Origin of the sequence: Bifidobacterium pseudolongum subsp. pseudolongum DSM 20099, from assembly GCF_000771225.1 — a bacterium.
In the GTDB taxonomy this organism is placed as follows: Bacteria; Actinomycetota; Actinomycetes; order Actinomycetales; family Bifidobacteriaceae; genus Bifidobacterium; species Bifidobacterium pseudolongum.
In genome coordinates this window covers 236179-255407 of sequence record NZ_JDTZ01000003.1, presented here as the reverse complement: position 1 = coordinate 255407, position 19229 = coordinate 236179, and the positions used below count along the sequence as shown (strand labels likewise).

The 19229-nt window shown below is 64.4% G+C and carries 15 protein-coding genes; 7 read left to right on the top strand and 8 right to left on the bottom strand.

Features of this window, described 5'->3' with window-relative positions:
• Window positions 1-63 precede the first annotated feature (63 nt).
• The 5 genes from OU02_RS03295 to OU02_RS03275 all read right to left on the bottom strand — a co-directional run bounded on the left by OU02_RS03295 (window position 64) and on the right by OU02_RS03275 (window position 7494).
• A complete protein-coding gene (locus OU02_RS03295) occupies window positions 64-2682 on the bottom strand; it encodes an ABC transporter permease (RefSeq protein WP_033488746.1) in 2619 nt (872 codons plus the stop codon).
• Between the two features lie 35 nt (window positions 2683-2717).
• Window positions 2718-3536, bottom strand: coding sequence for an ABC transporter ATP-binding protein (locus tag OU02_RS03290; protein ID WP_101428688.1), 819 nt, complete (start codon window positions 3534-3536; stop codon window positions 2718-2720).
• Between the two features lie 151 nt (window positions 3537-3687).
• Window positions 3688-4440, bottom strand: coding sequence for an energy-coupling factor transporter transmembrane component T family protein (locus OU02_RS03285; protein WP_051918233.1), 753 nt, complete (start codon window positions 4438-4440; stop codon window positions 3688-3690).
• Entirely contained in the window at window positions 4437-6005 is a 1569-nt protein-coding gene (locus tag OU02_RS03280) for an ABC transporter ATP-binding protein (protein WP_080720486.1), read from the bottom strand. The genes OU02_RS03285 and OU02_RS03280 overlap by 4 nt, the downstream gene beginning before the upstream one ends.
• A 166-nt stretch (window positions 6006-6171) precedes the next feature.
• Entirely contained in the window at window positions 6172-7494 is a 1323-nt protein-coding gene (locus OU02_RS03275) for an O-acetylhomoserine aminocarboxypropyltransferase/cysteine synthase family protein (protein WP_033488745.1), read from the bottom strand.
• 298 nt (window positions 7495-7792) lie between these two features.
• On the opposite strand from OU02_RS03275, the gene OU02_RS03270 reads away from it, so the two are divergent.
• The 7 genes from OU02_RS03270 to OU02_RS03240 all read left to right on the top strand — a co-directional run bounded on the left by OU02_RS03270 (window position 7793) and on the right by OU02_RS03240 (window position 15770).
• Complete coding sequence (locus OU02_RS03270; RefSeq protein ID WP_022858650.1) at window positions 7793-8665, top strand: pyridoxamine kinase; 873 nt, start codon at window positions 7793-7795, stop codon at window positions 8663-8665.
• A gap of 147 nt (window positions 8666-8812) precedes the next feature.
• The gene (locus OU02_RS03265; RefSeq protein WP_080720487.1) at window positions 8813-9274 is read left to right on the top strand and encodes a YraN family protein; all 462 of its coding nucleotides are present in this window, start codon (window positions 8813-8815) and stop codon (window positions 9272-9274) included.
• Entirely contained in the window at window positions 9274-10806 is a 1533-nt protein-coding gene (locus tag OU02_RS03260; protein ID WP_033488744.1) for a YifB family Mg chelatase-like AAA ATPase, read from the top strand. The genes OU02_RS03265 and OU02_RS03260 overlap by 1 nt, the downstream gene beginning before the upstream one ends.
• The gene (locus tag OU02_RS03255) at window positions 10803-12146 is read left to right on the top strand and encodes a DNA-processing protein DprA (protein WP_080720488.1); all 1344 of its coding nucleotides are present in this window, start codon (window positions 10803-10805) and stop codon (window positions 12144-12146) included. The genes OU02_RS03260 and OU02_RS03255 overlap by 4 nt, the downstream gene beginning before the upstream one ends.
• Before the next feature lie 52 nt (window positions 12147-12198).
• Window positions 12199-14058, top strand: coding sequence for an FAD-dependent oxidoreductase (locus OU02_RS03250; RefSeq protein ID WP_033488743.1), 1860 nt, complete (start codon window positions 12199-12201; stop codon window positions 14056-14058).
• 84 nt (window positions 14059-14142) lie between these two features.
• Window positions 14143-15093, top strand: coding sequence for a succinate dehydrogenase/fumarate reductase iron-sulfur subunit (locus OU02_RS03245; protein WP_033488742.1), 951 nt, complete (start codon window positions 14143-14145; stop codon window positions 15091-15093).
• Window positions 15094-15098: 5 nt separating this feature from the next.
• The gene (locus tag OU02_RS03240) at window positions 15099-15770 is read left to right on the top strand and encodes an O-methyltransferase (protein ID WP_033488925.1); all 672 of its coding nucleotides are present in this window, start codon (window positions 15099-15101) and stop codon (window positions 15768-15770) included.
• On the opposite strand, the gene OU02_RS03235 is transcribed toward OU02_RS03240, so the two are convergent.
• The 3 genes from OU02_RS03235 to OU02_RS03225 form a co-directional block, all read right to left on the bottom strand.
• Window positions 15761-16537, bottom strand: coding sequence for an LOG family protein (locus OU02_RS03235; protein ID WP_033488741.1), 777 nt, complete (start codon window positions 16535-16537; stop codon window positions 15761-15763). The two genes, OU02_RS03240 and OU02_RS03235, sit on opposite strands and share 10 nt — an antisense overlap.
• Window positions 16509-17900, bottom strand: a complete 1392-nt coding sequence (nhaA, locus tag OU02_RS03230) for a Na+/H+ antiporter NhaA (RefSeq protein ID WP_033488924.1) — start codon at window positions 17898-17900, stop codon at window positions 16509-16511. The genes OU02_RS03235 and nhaA overlap by 29 nt, the downstream gene beginning before the upstream one ends.
• A 111-nt stretch (window positions 17901-18011) precedes the next feature.
• Complete coding sequence (locus OU02_RS03225) at window positions 18012-19196, bottom strand: MalY/PatB family protein (protein ID WP_033488740.1); 1185 nt, start codon at window positions 19194-19196, stop codon at window positions 18012-18014.
• Window positions 19197-19229: the final 33 nt, after the last annotated feature.

Here is a 19229-nt window from a genome sequence, read left to right as displayed (position 1 = left end):
GCGCTACGTGCGTGCCTGCCAGGGGCAGACAGTTCCCTGGCAGGCACGGATTGGGGTCAGCGATCAGGCTTCGGCAAGCGCCTCCACCGGTGGTGTCTTGGCGGCGCGGCGTGATGGGAACACACTCGCCACAAGCGCGCAGACGATGGCGATCGCGAGGATGATGCCGTAGGTGCGCCAATCGACTGGGTACACCACGGTGGCGATCGAGCTCATCACCATGTCGATGCCGAGCCAGCCGAACAAGGTGCCGACGACCATGCCGACGACGCTCGAGACAACCGAGATGAGCACCGCTTCGATGGCGAGGGAGGTGCGCAGCTGGCCGCGCGTCATGCCGATCGCGCGCAGGGTGGCCGATTCACGGGTGCGTTCGATGACCGAGAGGCTCAACGTGTTGGCCACGCCGATGACGGCCACGATGATGGCCACGGCGAGCAACGCCACAAGCAGCATGAGCATGGCGTTGACCATGGTCTCCCACATCTGGCGCTCCTGCACCGGTCCGCCGAGTTGTACGTTCGGATACGCTTCGAACACCTTGGTCAGGTCGTCGAAGGTCTGGGAAGGCGGCACATTGGCGGCGCCCAGTTTGAGGAACAGCATATGCCCGGAATCATGGAATGTGCCATCGGTGAACATCGACTCGTTGACGAACGCCACGACGGGTGCGCTCTGGGTCACGCGGCGGAAGTCGCGCTGGGTGACGGCCAGGTCGGCATGGTTGCCGTCACGCATCCGCCCCTCCTCGGCGTTGGTGTCGACCACCTGTTCCGTGAGCGCCACACGTCCATCGGCGAAGGTGAGCCGCTTGCCGTCATAGGCGTCGTATTGCGGCATGAGCGCATGGCCGGGAGCCATGTCGACACTGCCCAGATCGATGTTCATGACATCCTGCAGCGTCTGAATGGACGGCACACCGACGACAAGCGCATCCATGGTCTTGCCATCCGGAGTATGGTAGGTGGCCGATGCGGTGGGCACATACAGGCTGTGATTCACGCCTTCGATTTTGGATGCCTTGTCGGCGGCCTGCCGGGGCACGTTGCCACCCTGCACGACCACGTCGACGCTGTAGCGTTCGTCGAGCGCCTGGTTCATCGTGGCCTTTGCACTCGCCGCACCGGTGGCGATCGTGGAGACGAGGGTCACGCCGATGAGCAGCGCCGTGCCTGTCGCGGCGATACGCCGTGGGTTCTTCTGGATGTTCGCGTCGGCCAGCTTCGCCGAAGGGCCACACAGCGAGACAAGCGCGCCGGCGCCCTTCATGAGCCATGGCATCCAGAAGATCGCGGTGAGCGCCAGACCAAGGAACGAGAACATGCAGCCGCCGATTGCAGCGAGCAATGCGGCATCACCATGGTCTTTCTGCATCCACAGGGAAAGGCCCACAAGGCCCATGCCCACCAGCAAGGTGAACAAGCCGGTGACGGCACGGCCGATCCTGGCTTTGCGCTGGTCGGTCAGTTCGAGCGGACGCATGGCCTCAAGCGGGGTCACGCTCGTCGCGGAACGCGCGGCGCCAAGCGAGGCGAGCACCGTGACCAGCACGCCGAACACGATGGGCACCACCACGACCTGCCAGTCCACAATGAGCTTGATCTGCATGGATGCCGCGGACAACACGCCCGATGCCCCCACAGCGGCGATGAGGCCGATGCCCGCGGCCACACCAAGGGCCGATGAAACAAAGCCAAGGATCGCAGCCTCTTCGAGCACGGAGCCGTACAACTGGCGTTTGGTGGCGCCGATGGTGCGCAGCAACGCCAGTGTCTTGCGGCGTTGCGCCACAAGCACCTGGAAGGTGTTGGCGATCACCAGGGCGGCCACCACGAGAGCAAGCACACCGAATGCGAGCAGGAACTGCTTGGTCACATCCGTACCGTCGCCGCTCATCTTCTTGATGGCCTCATCGGCCGCCTGTTGGCGCGAAAGCAGTCGAAAGCCCTGCGGCAGGTCCCCGATGATCGTGGCTTTGGCGTCACCGAGTGTGGTGGCATTGGCGGTGTCGAGGGATATGTACAGCTCGGTGGCGCTCATCTCATTGAAGGAAGCCGTACCGGCGAGTTTGGCGAGCAGGCCGTCCGATGCGACCGAGGCTCCACCGTAGAATCCATAGGCGTTATGGGGGTCGTCGGTGAGTCCGACGATGGTTGTGGTGAATCCTTCGGGATGGGATTCATCGGTGTTGGCAGGCGAATTGACCACCATCGTGTCACCCACCTTGAGGTTCCACTGCGAGGCCAGCCGCTGCGGCACCGCGAACGCGTCGGTCTCATCGGGTTTCGGGGCACGCCCCTGCACGATGGACACCGGCAGCAGTTCGGTGTCGCGGCTCGTGGCGATCACGACGCCGCTCGCATGGCGGTCCTGCGAACCGTAGGTGACTTCGCCCATCACGTTGGGGCGGGCACCCTCCACTCCTTTGACCGCTTCAAGCCGGTCGATGTGGAAGTCCCCCACTGTGTTCTCATACACACTGTCAGGGGCGTTCTGTGTGGGCGCCACCGCATAGTTGGCGTCGCCGAACTGCACGGTCTGCGTTTCGCTCATCGACGCGTCCAACGCATTGCTGAACAGCAGTGTAGCGGCGATGAACGCGGTGCCGATGAGGATCGCGATGCCGGCGGGAATCAGCATCCTCACATTCTTTTTCATCATTTGCATGGTTATGGACCACATGGTTGGTATCCCTTTGCTTTTCCGTTCGTCTCTCGTCACGCCCGCGGTGGCACCGGCGGCACCGGCCCGCGCGTGGCGCGTTCACGTTCCTGCATGAGCAGATCGCTCATCCGGGCGGCGGTGGGTGTGTTCACATCCGCCACGATCTGCCCATCGGCGAACACGATCGCTCGGTCGGCGTACGAGGCAGCCACGGGATCATGGGTGACCATCACAATCGTTTGCCCCAGCTCCTTGACCGAGCTACGCAGGAAGCTGAGCACTTCGGCGCTTGAGGCCGAATCGAGGGCGCCGGTCGGTTCGTCGGCGAACACGAGCTCAGGTTTCGTGATCAAGGCGCGGGCGATTGCCACACGCTGCTGTTGACCGCCAGACAATTCGTTCGGATGGTGGCTGAGACGGTCGCTCAGGCCCAGGGTGCGCACGAGCTGGTCGAACCACTGCACATCCGGCTTTTTGCCGGCGAGCGTCAACGGCATGAGGATGTTCTGCTTCGCGGTGAACATCGGCAGCAGGTTGAAGCTTTGGAAGATGAACCCGATGTCATGCCTGCGCAGCATCGTCAGCTGCTTGTCGTTCAATGTGGTCACATCCACACCTTGGAACATGATGTGGCCCGACGTGGCGCTGTCCAAGCCGGAAAGCGTGTGCATCAACGTCGATTTGCCCGAGCCGGAAGGGCCCATGATCGCGGTGAAACGGCCCTTTTCAAACGCCACGTTCACATGCCGCAGCGCATGCACCGTGCTGTCGCCTTTGCCATAGTCCTTCACGAGGTCCACCGCTTGGATGGCCACCGGGTCGCCGTGCTCCACGAATCGCTGGGATGGCGCAGCCTGCATTGCCGTCGTCATTGCTTTGTCCTTTCCATCAATGCGGGCCGCTCCCGCATCACTACCAGTCACCGTACCGGCACGGCAGTGCGCCTTGTATCGTGCCTGAGATGGAAAAAACGGTGGGTCTCATCCCTAAGGATGAGACCCACCGCAAGCAATCAACGCGGATTCACCAGCCCAGCGCGACCATCGTGGCCACCCCTGCGGCCACGAGCACGACAATACCCAGCACGAGCCAGTCCATCAGCCGCATATGCGCCGGACGCATCACCGTCGGTTTCGCCGAACCGGTGTGCATCTGCGCACCACGGGTCAGCGAAGCGACCGAAGCCCGGCGTTCGCGCAGCCGCAACACCGTCCATGCGTCACTGAATGCGGCGAGCCCGCCGCCGGCACCGCGTACCGCGCGCATGAGCCTGCGTTCACGGTATATGGCGAACCATTGCGGCACGACATTCACCGCGCGCGCCATGCGGCGCGCGGCGGACAACGGCAGGTGCAGCCCCGTCAGGCCACGAACCCAGTCGGCATGACTCGTGGTGAACAACGTGAGGAACAACGCGAGCACAATGTCGGCGATGCGCAGCACCACCACAAGGCACATCATCAGCGTCTGCGATGTCACACGCCACCACCCCAGCCGCCACAGCACACCGGTGCCGTAGGCATTCATCGACAGCAGCATGACGACGGCAACAAACGCGCACAGCGGGGCGAGCACCGCCCATAGACGCCCCACATGCCGCGCCGGCACATGGCCGGTGAGCAGCATGACGTGCATGATGACCAGCGTGGCGGCAAGGAACATCCAGTTGCCCCACACGCTGCACAGCACGACCACCACAAGCGTCATGCACAGTTTGACGCGCATGTCGAGCGCATGAAGCCACCCCGTGGCCGGCACATAGAACTGGCCGCTCATCGCGCCACCCCCTTTCCGTCCGATGCGGCATGGGAACTCTGCACGGGCGGCGGAGCGAGGAAACGCTGGCCGTTTGCGCGCACCCGGCCGTACGAGACAAGGCGGCCTTGGTCAAGCCGGGCCGCATGCGAACAATAGCGTTGGATCAGATCGGCGTCTTCGGTGGCGATGATTACCGTGGTGCCCTCCTGGTTCATGCGGGCCACGGTGTTGAGCAGCCGCGATTTGAGCCGGTGGTCGAGTCCGGCCGCCGGCTCGTCGAGCACGAGCACGGGCGCATGCATCACGAGCGCGCAGGCGAGGGCCACGGCGCGCTGCTCGCCGCTGCTGAGCGCGGCTGCGGGCATGTCCTCCACCTCGTAGAGGTCGAACAGGCGTACCATCTCGTTGACGCGCCGCGCCACTTCATCGTCGTCGACGCCGAGCGCGCGCGGACCGAAGCCGATTTCCTCGCGCACCGACTGCGCGCAGAACATGTCGGCGGGGTGTTGGCCGACCACGGCCACCTGCTGCGCCATCTGCACGGGGGTGCGCGACGCGACGTCGATGCCATTGACCACGACCTGGCCGCGGTCAGGGCGCAGTTCGGCATTGACGAGACGCGTGAGCGTGCTCTTGCCCGAACCGTTGCCGCCGGTGATGGCCACGAAGTCCCCCTGCTGCACGGCGAATGCCACATCGTCGAGTTGTGGCGCATCGCTGGGAGGCGAATCCGCGTACCGCGCGTGCACATGGTTGAACACGACGGCGGGGTTGTCCGCCGCGCCCGGCTCGTCGGATTCGATGACGAGCGGCATGGCGTCCTGGTCGGAGACAATCACACCGACCGATTCGAGCAGCGAGCGCTCGCGGGTGAAGATGTCCGCCGTGGTGCGGCGGATGATCTCGCCGTTGACCATGAGGAACACCGCGTCGGCGCGCTGCGCGAGGAAACGCGTGTCCTGTTCCACGAGCACGGCTGTCATACGCGTGCGCCGGCGCATCACGTCGATCACATTGACGAGGTCTTCGTACCCCTCTTCATCGAGCAGGCTCGCCGGCTCGTCCACGATCAGCACATCCGGTTCGCCGGCGATGGCCGCGCCGATGGCGACGCGCTCCATCTCACCGGTCGACAATGTGGCGGTGTCGCGGTCGCGCAGGTCCCCGATGTGCAGCATGGCGAGCACGTCATCCACACGCGCCTCGATTTCGTCGGGTTCCACACCGCGGTTCTCCAAGGGGAACGCGATCTCCTCGGCCACGGTGGGGCTCGTGAGCTGGGCGCGTGGGTCCTGACCCACATAGCCCACGCGCAGGGAGAGGTCGCTCACCGTGGTGCTTTTCACATTCATGTCGGCGATGCGTACATACCCGTTGAGCGAGCCTTTCGTGCAGTGCGGGATGATGCCGGCGAGCGCCTTGACGAGTGTGCTTTTGCCCGATCCGGTGGGTCCTATGACGCCGGCGAGCGCGCCCTGCTGCACATAGCAGCTGGCGTCACGCAGCCCTTGGATCGGATCTCCCCCGCCACCGGGCGCCGCATACCGCCATCCCAGATTCATCACAGTGATAATGTCGGCCACACATGCTCCATCCAGATAACCGCCCGCTGTTTGCGCAGATGTGCGTAAGGCAGCGGCGAACCGATACCAGCGAATGACACTGTTATATCAGACAACGGCTACGTGGCTGGCTGGTTGTGACGACAGGCACAATGCGTGCGGATGGCGGTGAAGTGGCCCTGTGCCATTACTGGGCGAACCCGCTTGCACGCACCGCCTCGAATCCACGGCGCAGGTCGGTGAGGATGTCGTCGATGTGCTCGGTGCCAATCGACAGGCGGATCGTGCCCTGATGGATGCCCTGGTCTTCGAGCTCGGCCTCGCTTTCCTGCGAATGCGTGGTGGACGCGGGGTGGATGACGAGGCTCTTGGCGTCGGCCACATTGGCCAGAAGCGAGAACAGCTCGAGGTTGTCAATGAACACGCGCGCCGCGTCTTTGCCTCCCTTGATATCGAACGTGAAGATGGACCCCGCGCCGTGCGGGAACGCCTTGGCATAGCGCTCATGGTCGGGGCGCCCTTCGATGCTCGGGTGCGAAATCGACTCCACTTCGGGCACGGTCTTCAAGTAGTCGATCACCGCCAGCGCGTTGCTCACGTGCCGCTCCACGCGCAGCGACAGCGTTTCGGTGCCCTGCAGCAGCAGGAACGCGGCAAACGGCGAAAGCGTCGCGCCGGTGTCGCGCAGCAGGATCGCGCGGATGCGCGTCACGAACGCGGCCGGGCCGAGCGCCTTATAGAAATTGAGGCCGTGGTACGAGGGGTCGGCTTCGGTGAGCGTGGGGAACTTGCCCGGCACGGCGGCCCAGTCGAAATTGCCGCCCTCCACGATTACACCACCGAGCGTCGTGCCATGGCCGCCGATGAACTTGGTGGCCGATTCGACCACGACGTCCGCGCCATGCTCGAGCGGACGGTACAGGTACGGGGTGGCGAACGTGTTGTCGACCACGACGGGCAGATGGTGGCGGTGGGCGATGTCGGCGATCGCCTCAAAATCCGGGAAGTCGGCGTTCGGATTGCCGAAGGTCTCGAAATACACGAGCTTGGTGTTGTCTTTGATCGCGGCTTCGAAGGCCTGTGGGTCGTTCACATCGACGAAGGTCGTGGTGATGCCGTCGCGTTCCAAGGTGTGGCGCAACAGGTTGTAGGTGCCGCCGTAGATGTTCTTGGCGGCCACGATGTGATCACCGCTCTGCGTGATGTTGCGCACCGCGTAATCCACAGCCGCTGCGCCGGATGCCACCGCGAGGCCAGCCGTGCCGCCTTCAAGCGCCGCGATGCGGTCTTCGAACACCCCTTGCGTGGAGTTGGTCAGGCGTCCATAGATGTTGCCTGGGTCGGCCAGCCCGAACCGCGCCTCGGCATGGTCGAAATCGTGGAACACGTAGCTCGTGGTCTGGTAGATCGGCACGGCGCGCGCATCGCTCGCCGGGTCGGGCCGCTCCTGCCCCACATGCAGCTGAAGCGTTTCGAAATGGTAGGGGTGCTTGGCGTTCGTCTCACTCATGGCGTGGTTCCTTTGCTTCGGATGGGTGTCTGGGGTGTGTGCGGCGCGGGGTGCCACCGCACTGCTGGACATGACGATACGGAACCGTTGCGGCGCAACGCAAGCGCGGCGTTATCGCGCTTTCCTATACCTCGCTATCATGGCGCGACGGACCGCGCCAAGGCGGGGCACGGCCACCATCGCGACACGCCGGTGGCGCGGATGGGCGGCGGACGGCGTGATGCACACACATGGCTATAATCCGGCACTGACAGCCGATGGCGTAGCCACCGGGAACCATACGGCAGAAAGCAGCATCATGAACGAGACCATCCTGTACCACCGCAACCGTGAATACATTCCGCGCATCGCCGCCGTGCACGACATGTGCGGCTATGGAAAATGCTCGCTGACCGCGGCCATCCCGATCCTTTCAGCCGCCGGCTGTGATGTGTGCCCGGTGCCGACCGCACTGTTCTCGGCGCACACCAAGTTCCCTGTGTTCACGATGACCGACACGACCGACATGCTCGAAGGCTACCTGGATGCATGGCAGAAGGAGGGTGTGGACCTCGATGGCGTGTATTCCGGATTCCTCGGCGCCCCCGAACAGGTGGCCGTCATCCAACGCTTGTACCGCGAATACCCGAACGCCCTACGCCTTGTCGACCCGGTCATGGGTGACAACGGCGAGATGTACCCCACGTACACGGCCGAACTGTGCGAGGCGATGGGCGCGCTCGCGGACGGCGCCGACATCCTCATGCCGAACCTGACCGAAGCCTCGATCCTGACCGGCACCGCCTATGCGGGCGCTGACCTCGACGACGCGCAGGTCAACGATCTGCTGCAGGCGCTGCTCGACTTGGGCGCACGCAACGTGGTGCTCAAGGGCATCGACCGCAACGACGGGCGCATCCGCAACTTCGTGGCCAATGCGCAGGCGGGTGTGGACGCCAAGGAAGAAATCGTCAACGAAAAACTGCCGTTCATGTGCCACGGAACCGGCGACGCATTCGCCTCGGCGCTGATCGGCGCCGTCATGGCCGGTCTCGACCTGGCGGCCGCATGCCGCATCGCGAGCGTGTTCGTGTGCAATGCGATGCTCAGCACACGCCACCAGCCTGATTACGAGAACCGTGGCGTGAGCTTCGAACTGTGCCTCGGCGAATTGACCAACCTCGTCGACTGACCCCAGCGGCCTGTGGCCGTCCACGCCCATTGTGGACAACGGTGGACGACACCTGATCCGTCCACACCGCGCAGCCGAAACGGGGCGTCCGACCACAGGGGCGCCCCACGCTTGCATCGGGTGCACGCATGCGCTGAACTGGGCTGCATGACTATTGCAACACCAGTATCACCAGCCATCCGCACGCTCGATGACGCACACAGCGACCTCACCTTCGCGCAGTGGTCGCACCGTTTGACCGACCCCACCCTTCCGGCCCGCACATTGGGGCGTTATGGCGAGGCCGCCACATGCCAATGGCTGCGGGAACGGTCCTGGCATATCCTCGACGTCAATTGGCGCACTCGCTATGGCGAGATCGACATCATCGCGCTCACCCCACACCGCACCATCGTGTTCGTGGAGGTCAAGACGCGCCGCACCACGCGGTACGGACTGCCGCAGGAGGCCGTGCATCCGGCGAAGCAGATGAACCTGCGGCGCGCCGCCACCCAATGGCTCACCCAACAAACCCCCAAGGTTCCGCACATCGGCATCCGCTTCGATGTCATGGCGGTGCAGGTGCACGGCGACGAAGTGCACATGCACCATATTCCGGAGGCGTTCTGATGGCAATCGGCGGGGCGCTTTCCGTGGGACTCATTGGGCTGAAGGCGTTCATCATCCAACTCCAGGCGTTCATTTCGCCGGGGCTGCCCTACTTCTCGATCATCGGATTGCCCGATGCCTCGCTCAGCGAGGCGCGCGAACGGGTCAAATCCGGCTGCACCGCGGCCGGCGTCGCATGGCCGCAGACCCGGGTCACCGTCAACATGTCGCCGGCCTCGCTGCCCAAACGTGGGTCGAGCCATGATCTGGCGATCGCCGCAAGCGTGTTGAGCGCGCAGGGAATCATCGACCCCGAATGCCTGACCGACACGGTGGTGCTTGGCGAGCTCAACCTCGACGGCACCGTGCTGCCGATCAACGGGTTGCTGCCGATCCTGCTGCATGTGCGCAACCATGCGGTGCGGCGCGTTGTGGTGCCCCGCGCCAACCGTGACGAAGCCGAGCTTGTGGACGGTGTGGATGTGGCCTATGTCTCGCACGTGGGCGAACTGTTGGAGATGTACGGCGCACAGGCCAAAGTCGCCGCGCCCCACGTCCCGGTGCCTGCCGACAGCGCAGACCAGACCTTCGCTCCCGTAGCCGATGTGGGCGACATGCGCGACGTCGTCGATCAGGATGGCGCCAAGAGAGCGTTGCAGACCGCGGCGGCCGGCGGCCACCATGTGCTGATGATGGGCCCGCCCGGTACCGGCAAGACGATGCTCGCCTCCCGCTTTCCCGGCATCATGGCGCCATTGACCGAGGACGAACAGTTCGAAGTGGCGTCGATCCGCTCGTTGAGCGGCACCCTGCGCTCGTTCGGCATCAGCGATGTGCCACCGTTCGAGGCGCCGCACCACACCGCCACGGTGCCCGCTTTGGTGGGGGGTGGTTCCGGATTGGGCAAACCGGGAGCGGTCACCCGTGCGCACCGTGGCGTGCTGTTCATGGACGAGGCCCCCGAGTTCGCCCCACGCGCGCTGCAGACCTTGCGCGAGCCCCTCGAATCAGGTGCGGTCGCGGTGTCACGGGCCAAAGGCACCACGTTCTACCCCGCCCGATTCCAGTTGATCATGGCGGCCAACCCCTGCCCATGCGGGTTCGGGTATGGCGCCGGCGAGCGCTGCACTTGCCGTGAGCGCGACCGCATCCGCTATTTCAACCGTCTGTCCGGGCCGATCCTCGACCGCATCGACATTCAGGTGGAGGTCAATCCGGTGCGCCGGATCGGCGCGTTGTGCACCGATCCGGGGCCTTCGAGCGCGCAGATGCGCGAGCAAGTCGTCCATGCGCGCAGTGTGGCGCAGGCGCGCTTCCGTGCGCAGGGATGGACGTGCAATGCGCAGGCGTCCGGCGCATGGCTGCGCGAGCATACGCCGTCGGCGGTGCTCGCCATGGTCAATGCGGCGCTTGCCTCGCAACGGTTGAGCCTGCGTGGCGCGGACCGTTCGATGCGTTTGGCATGGACGCTATGTGACCTCGACGATTGCGGCGAGCCGACCGTGGACCATATGGCTCAGGCGATCGCCCTGCGCACCAAGGAGTTGACATGAGCGGCGTGGCGGCACATACGCGGCTGGTCGACCGCTGCGGTGAGCGCATGGCGAGGTGCCTGCTCACGTATTGCATCGATGGTGCGGACGCGCTGATGATGGCGCTGCTCAAAGGCGCGCCACATGCGCTCGCGGTGTTCACCCTGCTCGTCGAGGGCCTTGATGGCCATGACGACACCGAACGCCGACACGCCGAACGCGCATTGGACCATCTGTTCAGCCAAGGGGCCGCACGGTGGGGCTGCCATGTGAAGCCCCAAGGGCTGCAGGCCTTCCATCGTGCCCTCAAACGCTGGCGTGCCCGCTTGCAGTCCCTCCCCACATGGGAGTATGACGCATTGACCGCATGGATGACGCATGCGGGCACGCAATGGGTGGTGATTCCGGGCGATGACCTGTGGCCCGAACGCCTTGGCGACTTGGCGGTCCGTTCGGATTGGGCTCCCCCATTGTGCTTGTGGGGCATCGGCGACCGGCATGCGCTTGCGGCATGCTCGTCGCCCGTGGCCGTTGTGGGGTCGCGCGGCGTGAACGAATACGGCCGGCATGTGGCGGGCGAGATCGCCCACGAGGTGGCCATGCAGGGGCACACCGTGGTTTCGGGCGGCGCCATGGGCACCGACGCGAGCGCGCATTGGGGCGCACTGCGCGCTGTGGACACCGTGGGCGGCGGGCAGGCCGGCCGCACGATCGCCGTGTTCGCCGGTGGTCTCGACCATATGGGGCCGACGTGCAACCAGCGGTTGTTCGAGGCCATACGCGCCCAGCATGGCGCGCTTGTCAGCGAGATGTGCCCACAGACCGTGCCGGAGGCGCACCGGTTCCTGCTGCGCAACCGCATCATCGCCGCCTTATGCCCCACCGTGGTGATCGCACAGGCGCGCCGGCGATCAGGGGCCTTGAACACCGCGCATTGGGCGGCCGAACTCAACCGCGAGGTCTATGCGGTCCCCGGCAACATAACCGCCCCCGACAACGCGGGCTGCAATGAGCTCATCCGCAACCAGCAGGCAATCCTGCTCGCCGGCACAACAGCCGACGACCTATGCCATGCCGCGCATACGCCCCATCTACCGAAGACAGATCCGGCTCCAGACGCACCGGTACACGACGACGCCGGCGCAGAAGGCATGGCAAGCGAACAAGCCGTGCTTGGCGCCCTTGAGCGCATGCACCGCACCGGACGCCATGCCACACCGGACACCCTCGCCGAGGCCTTGCAGGCGGATGGCAGCGCCGTCTTAAGCCTCGAACAGGTTCATGCCACACTCGGCCTGCTCGAACTGCAGGGGCGCATCAGTACTGCAGGGGGCCGGATCGCCGTGTGCACGGCCAAGTAGTCCCCGCACATGGCCATATACATTCGCCACGCCTTGTGCGACAATACCGAGTATGAGTCCGAAGCACATCGAAGAGTTATATGATGCCGTCATTGTAGGAGCGGGGGCCGCGGGCCTGTCCGCAGCGTTGGGACTGTACCGGAGCGATGCCATGCAGGCATTGCGCGCCCAAGGGTCGGCGCCGAAGATCCTTGTAGTGTCCAAGCTGCAGCCATTGCGCTCGCACACCGGTTCTGCCGAAGGCGGCATCGCCGCCAGCCTGGGCAATGTGGAACCGGACAACTGGCATTGGCATTACTTTGACACCGTCAAAGGCGGCGATTGGCTTGTGGACCAAGACGCCGCACGCGTGCTCGCCCAGGAGGCGCCACAGACGGTGATCAACCTCGAACGTTCCGGCGTGGCGTTCTCCCGCACCAAGGACGGGCTCATCGCCCAGCGCCGTTTCGGCGGCCACACTAGGGAATTCGGCCAGGAACCGGTCAAGCGCGCCGCCTACTCCGCGGATCGCATCGGCCACCAGATCCTGCACACTCTCTGGCAGCAGTGTGTGGCATATGGGGTGCAGTTCGCCGAGGAATGGTATGTGAGCGACCTCGTGCTCGATGAGACCGGCGGTCGTGTGGCCGGCATCGTGGCCTACGACACCCATGCCGGCACCACACACGCCATCGCCGCCACGCATGTCATCATGGCCACCGGCGGCGCAGGCCGCCTGTTCCACACCACCTCCAACTCATACGACCTGACTGGGGACGGCATGGCGCTCGCCCTGCAGGCGGGGCTGCAGCTCGAAGACATCGAGTTCATGCAGTTCCACCCCACCGGTCTGGCGCATACCGGCATCCTGCTCTCCGAAGCCTCACGTGCCGAAGGCGGTGTGCTGCGCAACGCCGACGGCGAGGCGTTCATGGCGCGGTATGCGCCCGAACACAAGGACCTTGCCGCGCGAGATGTGGTCAGCCGCGCCATGCGCGCCGAGATTGAAGCGGGCCGCGGTGTAGCCGACCCCAAGGACCCTCAAGGCCCCAAGGATTGTCTGTGGCTCGACCTGACCGGGCTCGACACGCAACATATGCGCGCCGTACTGCCGCAGGTCGTGCAGACCGTGGAGGACTACGCGGGGCTCGACCCCAGCCGTGAGTATATTCCTGTCAAACCGACCGCACACTACACGATGGGCGGCATCCCCACGACACTCAACGGCCAGGTCTACACGTGGTCCGATGGCGAACGCCATATCGTCGAAGGCCTGTATGCTGCCGGCGAATGCGCCTGCGTCAGCGTGCACGGCGCCAATCGCCTCGGCGGCAATTCACTGCTCGACGCCTGCCTGTTCGGCACCCGCGCCGGCGCGATGGTGGCGTTGCGCCTACTGGACCAGCCTGCCGCCGCATCTGACGTGGACCCTGCGCTGGCCGAGGCGCTCGATGCTGCGCAGGCGCGCCGAGACGCGCAGATCACCGCCCTGCTCGCCACGACTTCCCCCGACGATGTCGAGGCAAGCGAACAGCCCACTGACAACGCCTACCAGCTCATGGCCGATCTGGGTTCGGTGATGGAAGCCGGTGTGGCTGTGACGTGCGACAACGCGTCCATCACGCAGGCGCTGCACCGTCTGGAAACGGACCTCGAGCCGCGTGCACACGCGTTGCGCACACACAGCGACGCACGCACGTTCAATCAGGAGATCACCGCGATCTGGGAGGCGCGCCATCTCGTCGAACTGGCGCGCACCATGCTCGCGGCCACCAACGCCCGCCATGAATCGCGCGGATCGCTCTACCGCACCGATTTCCCGCAGCGCGACGACACCGGGTTCCTGGCACATTCGATGACCGCAGCCGGGCAGACGCCACTGTGGCAGCCGGTGCACATCGTCAACATCGAACCGGGCACGCGCGCCTACTGACGCCCTAATCACGACCACACATACCACCCCCACCACGTGCACCGCATGTGGCACACTGGTGAGGGTTTTTCCGGAAAGGCGACTATGCATCACGACGATTCGCGCAGCGAGACAGTGACCCTGCGCATCCATCGGTTCGCGCCACGCCCACAACGTGACCGCGACCGTGCGCGCGGCGGCAGCCCCTTCGCGCGCAAAAGCTCACCATTCGGCGATTCCGGCTCACGCTCCGCACGCCGTGCGCGCGGCAAGCAGTGGGTGCAGGACTACCAGCTGATCGTACGTCCCGACGACACGTTGCTCGACTGCCTGCTCACCATCAAACGCGAAGTCGATCCGACGCTCGCATTCCGGTATTCGTGCGGGCACGGCATGTGTGGATCGGACGCCGTGGCGGTCAATGGCACGCCGACGCTCCTGTGCAAGGCGAAAGTGCGCGACTGGATCCAACAGCTGTCTGGAGCCGCGCACGACGACGAAGGCTTCCGCCGCACCGGCGACGTCGATGACGAGGCACAACCCGGCACACCGACGCACCCTGTCGATGCACCGTCCGGTGGCACGATCGAACTGGCGCCGTTGCCCGGTTTCCCCGTGCAACGCGACCTCATCGCCGACATCGACTCGATGCTCGAACAGATCACCAGGCTCAAACCCTATCTGATCGCGGACGGCACGCTCGCCACCACGGTCGACGGCAAGGTCGACGTGTTCGAATACCTGCAGAAGCCCGAACAACTCGCGCAATACGAGACGCTCACCACGTGCATCACCTGTGGTGTCTGTGAAGGCGCCTGCCCGGTCTATGCAGGCGGCGAAGCGTTCATCGGCCCCGCCACACTCATCAACCAGGCACGGTTCGTCAACGATTCGCGCGACACGGCCACTGCCCGGCGTCTCGAGGCGATTGACTCCGCGGACGGCATCCAAGCGTGCCAATCGGTGCGTGCCTGCTCGCGTGAATGCCCCGTCGGCATCGACGTGGGCGAAGAGATCTGGCAGCTCATCGCCAAGGTCAAAGAACGCGAGGTGTGAGTTTCATGGACAAACGCAGCTATATCAACCATGCCAAGGCGTGGGAGTGCATCGAGGACCATGAGGCCGCGCGCGAGACCCCGTTCGTGCGCCATGCCCGCACGTTGGCGCAGCAGACGCAACTGCCTGTATGCTCCGCGGCTGTGGGCGGTCTGCTCAACACCTACGAGACGCTCACACGCGCGTCATCGGTCATTGTGATCGGCACGGGTTCGCTCGTCGAAACAGCCCAACTCGTCGAAGGGCTGCACGGCGAAGGCAAGCTCACGGCAGTGGATTCCTCGGTGCAGGGCGGCGCGCAGGTGCGCATGCTGCTCAAGTCGATGGAAGACGACACGCGCACCACGCTGCGCATGGTCAGCGCGCAGCCGGGCGTGTACCTGCAGCGGCTCAACGGCGCCGACTACGACCTGATCGTGGTGTGCGGCGACGCCTCGAACTACGAGCCGGCCTATGAGCAGGCGCCGCGATTGCTCAAGCACGGCGGCACCATCGTCTTCACCGATGCGCTCGCCATGGCCTCACCCCAAGCCAAGGGCGGCCTGACCAACCCGGCTGACCGCAGTGCGAAGGCCGTGATGATGCGCGGCCTGCTCGACCGCATCGAAGAAGACGAACGGTTCGTCACCGCGCTGACCCCAGCCGGCACGGGCCTGCTGATTGCCGGCTACCGTTGACTGGCCATTCCGCTCAACGCCACATCCACAGCCTCGTCCGCATCATCGGTGATTGTGACGAGGCTTGGATCGAGTGGTGAGATCATGGCGCGCTGCGCGAGCGTGCCATTGACCCAGTCGAACAGGCCTTGCCAATATGAGCTGTCGTAGAGCGCAATCGGAATGGTGGCCGCCTTGTGCGTCTGCACAAGCGTAAGCAGCTCGAAGGTCTCGTCGAGTGTGCCGAAACCCCCCGGACACACGATGACGCCTGACGAGTACTTCACGAACATCGTCTTGCGCACAAAGAAATACCGGAACGTCATGCCCAGGTTGACCCATTCATTGATTCCCTGTTCATGTGGCAGTTCAATGCCAAGGCCAACGGATTTGCCGCCTTCGAGGGAGGCGCCCTTGTTCGCCGCTTCCATGATGCCCGGTCCCCCACCGGTGATGACGGCAACGTTGCGCCGCGCGATCTGTGCTCCCATGGTTTGCGCCGCTTGATAGGCGGGATCGGAAGAGTCGGTGCGCGCCGAACCGAAGATGCTGACGGCGGGTCCCAGCTCCGCAAGGGATCCGAAACCATCCACGAATTCCGCCTGGATGCGCAGCACACGCCACGGGTCGCGGTGGAGCCAGTCGATGGATTCATCCGTTTTGAGCAGGCGTTCGGTTGTGCTTTCCTCGGGGATCATCTGCCCGCGGAGCAGCACGGGGCCTTGCCGGTAGGTTTCGCCGAGCGGCGAGCGTCCGTCGTCAGGATGGGTGGTGTGTGGAGTGTTCATGCGTGCCCTTTCCAATGCGTTGGCTGAGCACAACAGTACCATCGGACAACGTGGTCACGCTTTCGTCCTTGGGCTTGTCCACGCTCGCCGGTGTCACCGGTTCGTTCGCCTCGGCGAGCTCGAAGCGTTTGGATTGCCGGCTCAACAGCACTCCGGAAACCGCCGCGGCGATCAGTGAGGCGACAAGCACGCCGAACCTCGCTTCAGCCGAAAGCTCAGCGTTGGCGTACGCGAGCGACGCGATGAGGAACGAGACGGTGAACCCGATGCCACAGGCCACGGCGGCCGGGAACATATCGCGCACACGCAGCCCCTTGGGCATCTTGAGCGAACCGAGGTGCGTCGACACCCACGCCACAATCATGATGCCCAGTGGTTTGCCGATGACGAGCGCCACGATGATGGCGATGACGACCGGCGAGACGAGCAGCATCGGCGTGATCGCATCGAAGTGCACGCCGGTGGCGAAGAACGCGAAAATCGGCAGGGCGAGCAACGCGGAGAATGGCTGCAGTTTGTCGGCGTAGCGTTCGGCGCGCGGCGAACGCTCGCCGTACATCGAGCGCGCCGGCGTGAGCAGGCCGACAAGCACACCGGCGAGCGTGGGGTGCACACCAGCCTCATACATCATGACCCATGCGAGGATGCCGATGACCGCCACGCCGAACCATGGCACCTTACGCATGCGCACAAGGAAATACCATGCAGCCGCGCAGATCGCGATACCCACGAACCAATACCAGGCGTTGAGCGACGAGAAGAACACGGCGATGAGGATGATGGCCAGCAGGTCATCCACCGTGGCGAGTGTCATCAGGAACGCGCGGATCGAACCAGGCAGCGCCTTGGCGAACAGGGCGAGCACCGCGAGTGAGAACGCGATGTCGGTCGCCGTGGGGATCGCCCAGCCGTGCGCGGTCTCACCGAAGGGGAAGAACGACCCATTCGCGATGAGCAGACTGCCCGGGTCGCCTGCACCCCACTGGGAGAACGCCGCGATGACACCGATGAACAGGATTGGCGGAACCATCATGCCACCCACCGCGCACAGCATCGGCACGGCGGCGGCGCGGATGTTCGACAGCGAGCCGGTGGTGAGCTCCTGGCGCAGTTCAAGTCCTACGGTCAGGAAGAATATGGTGAGCAAGCCGTCCTGCGCCCAATGCCCCAGCCCCATGTCGATGTTCGTGCCGGGAATGCCCACATGCCAATGCGACAGGTGTTCGAAGCCAACGGCCGTGGCCGGGATATTGGCGAGGATGAGCCCGGCGAGCGCGAATCCGAGCATGATAAGACCCGAAATGCGGTCCGATGCCGCGACCCTGCGTATGGCTGCCCATGCGCCGTTCCTGCCTGTGCTCATTGTGCCTCCCGAATGCGGCCGATGCGGACCGCCTGTGATGTGCGTCAAACCATTCCATTATGCCGCAATCGCCTCCCAGATGCACGGGTGCGTGGCCATATGCACAGGTTCTTAACGATTGGCGAGCGCGGTATGCATCCGTTCCAGCACGTCGGCGAGCATCGACGGCGGGCATGCCAGATTGACACGTTCGAAGCCTTCGCCTTCCACGCCGAACAGCGCGCCTTCGTCGAAATACACGCGGGCTTTGGTGCGCATGAAATCACGCAACGCATCGGCGCCGGCGAAGCCCAGACCGCGGCAGTCGAGCCACGCGAGATACGTGCCCTCGGGTTCGACGAGTGCGATGCCCTGGTGTGCGGCGGCAAACTCGCGCACCGTGGCGAGGTTGGCGGCAATCACATCAAGCAGTTCGTCAAACCAGCCTTCTGCTTCGTTGTATGCGGCGATGCACGCGACGAGTCCAAAGTGGCTGACCGTCATGCCGCCGATGTTTTCGGCGGCCACATCGAAGCGCGTTTTGAGCTCCGGATCGCGGATGATGGTGTTCGAGCACAGCAGGCCGGCCAGATTGAATGTTTTTGTTGGCGCGGTGAATTCGATGCACTGCCGTGCAATGTCATCGCCCAGCTCCCCCATCATCGTCACCGGATGTCCGGGCCATGAGAAATCGGCATGGATCTCGTCGACGAGCAACAGCACGCCGTATGTGCGGCACAGTGTGGCGATGCGGCGCAGTTCATCAGCCGTCCAGACGCGGCCCACCGGGTTGTGTGGGTTGCACAGCAGCATCGTGGTGCAGCGTGGATCGGCGAGCTTCGCCTCCAGATCGCCCCAATCAATCGCGTAGGTGTGGGTCGCCTCATCGTAGACGAGTGTGTTGTTGAGGATCGTCAGCCCATTGTGTTGCGCGGCCGAGGTGAAGGGGTAATACACCGGCCGTTGGATCACGATCGCATCGCCCGGGTGTGTGAACGCGCGCAAGGCCGTATGGACAGCGGGCATCACACCGTCGGAGAGCGTGACCCATTCCGGGCGCACCTCCATGTGGTGCCGGCGCGCCATCCAACCGGCGAGGGCTGCGAAATAATCGTCGGTGGCGTAGTCATAGCCGAACACATCGTGTCGGGCTGCGTCCACGATCGCCTGGACGATCTGCGGCGCCGGTTTGAATTCCATGTCGGCGACGGACATGGCGATCACGTCGTCATTGCCTTCGCCCATGTCGTCTTCGATCAGTTTCCATTTGATCGATGTGGTGTTGCGTCGTTCTACACGTGTCGTGAAGTCGTACATGCCCTGCCCTCCTGACCGTCTGCCCGCGTATAC

What these genes read in the sequence shown, in the direction of transcription:
- OU02_RS03275 (WP_033488745.1), bottom strand. Translation starts at nt 7,494, where the DNA reads ATGAGTGAGACGAACGCCAAGCACCCCTACCATTTCGAAACGCTTCAG.
- OU02_RS03270 (WP_022858650.1), top strand. Translation starts at nt 7,793, where the DNA reads ATGAACGAGACCATCCTGTACCACCGCAACCGTGAATACATTCCGCGC.
- OU02_RS03225 (WP_033488740.1), bottom strand. Translation starts at nt 19,196, where the DNA reads ATGTACGACTTCACGACACGTGTAGAACGACGCAACACCACATCGATC.
- OU02_RS03260 (WP_033488744.1), top strand. Translation starts at nt 9,274, where the DNA reads ATGGCAATCGGCGGGGCGCTTTCCGTGGGACTCATTGGGCTGAAGGCG.
- OU02_RS03265 (WP_080720487.1), top strand. Translation starts at nt 8,813, where the DNA reads ATGACTATTGCAACACCAGTATCACCAGCCATCCGCACGCTCGATGAC.
- OU02_RS03285 (WP_051918233.1), bottom strand. Translation starts at nt 4,440, where the DNA reads ATGAGCGGCCAGTTCTATGTGCCGGCCACGGGGTGGCTTCATGCGCTC.
- OU02_RS03240 (WP_033488925.1), top strand. Translation starts at nt 15,099, where the DNA reads ATGGACAAACGCAGCTATATCAACCATGCCAAGGCGTGGGAGTGCATC.
- nhaA (WP_033488924.1), bottom strand. Translation starts at nt 17,900, where the DNA reads ATGAGCACAGGCAGGAACGGCGCATGGGCAGCCATACGCAGGGTCGCG.
- OU02_RS03295 (WP_033488746.1), bottom strand. Translation starts at nt 2,682, where the DNA reads ATGTGGTCCATAACCATGCAAATGATGAAAAAGAATGTGAGGATGCTG.
- OU02_RS03235 (WP_033488741.1), bottom strand. Translation starts at nt 16,537, where the DNA reads ATGAACACTCCACACACCACCCATCCTGACGACGGACGCTCGCCGCTC.
- OU02_RS03290 (WP_101428688.1), bottom strand. Translation starts at nt 3,536, where the DNA reads ATGACGACGGCAATGCAGGCTGCGCCATCCCAGCGATTCGTGGAGCAC.
- OU02_RS03250 (WP_033488743.1), top strand. Translation starts at nt 12,199, where the DNA reads ATGAGTCCGAAGCACATCGAAGAGTTATATGATGCCGTCATTGTAGGA.
- OU02_RS03255 (WP_080720488.1), top strand. Translation starts at nt 10,803, where the DNA reads ATGAGCGGCGTGGCGGCACATACGCGGCTGGTCGACCGCTGCGGTGAG.
- OU02_RS03245 (WP_033488742.1), top strand. Translation starts at nt 14,143, where the DNA reads ATGCATCACGACGATTCGCGCAGCGAGACAGTGACCCTGCGCATCCAT.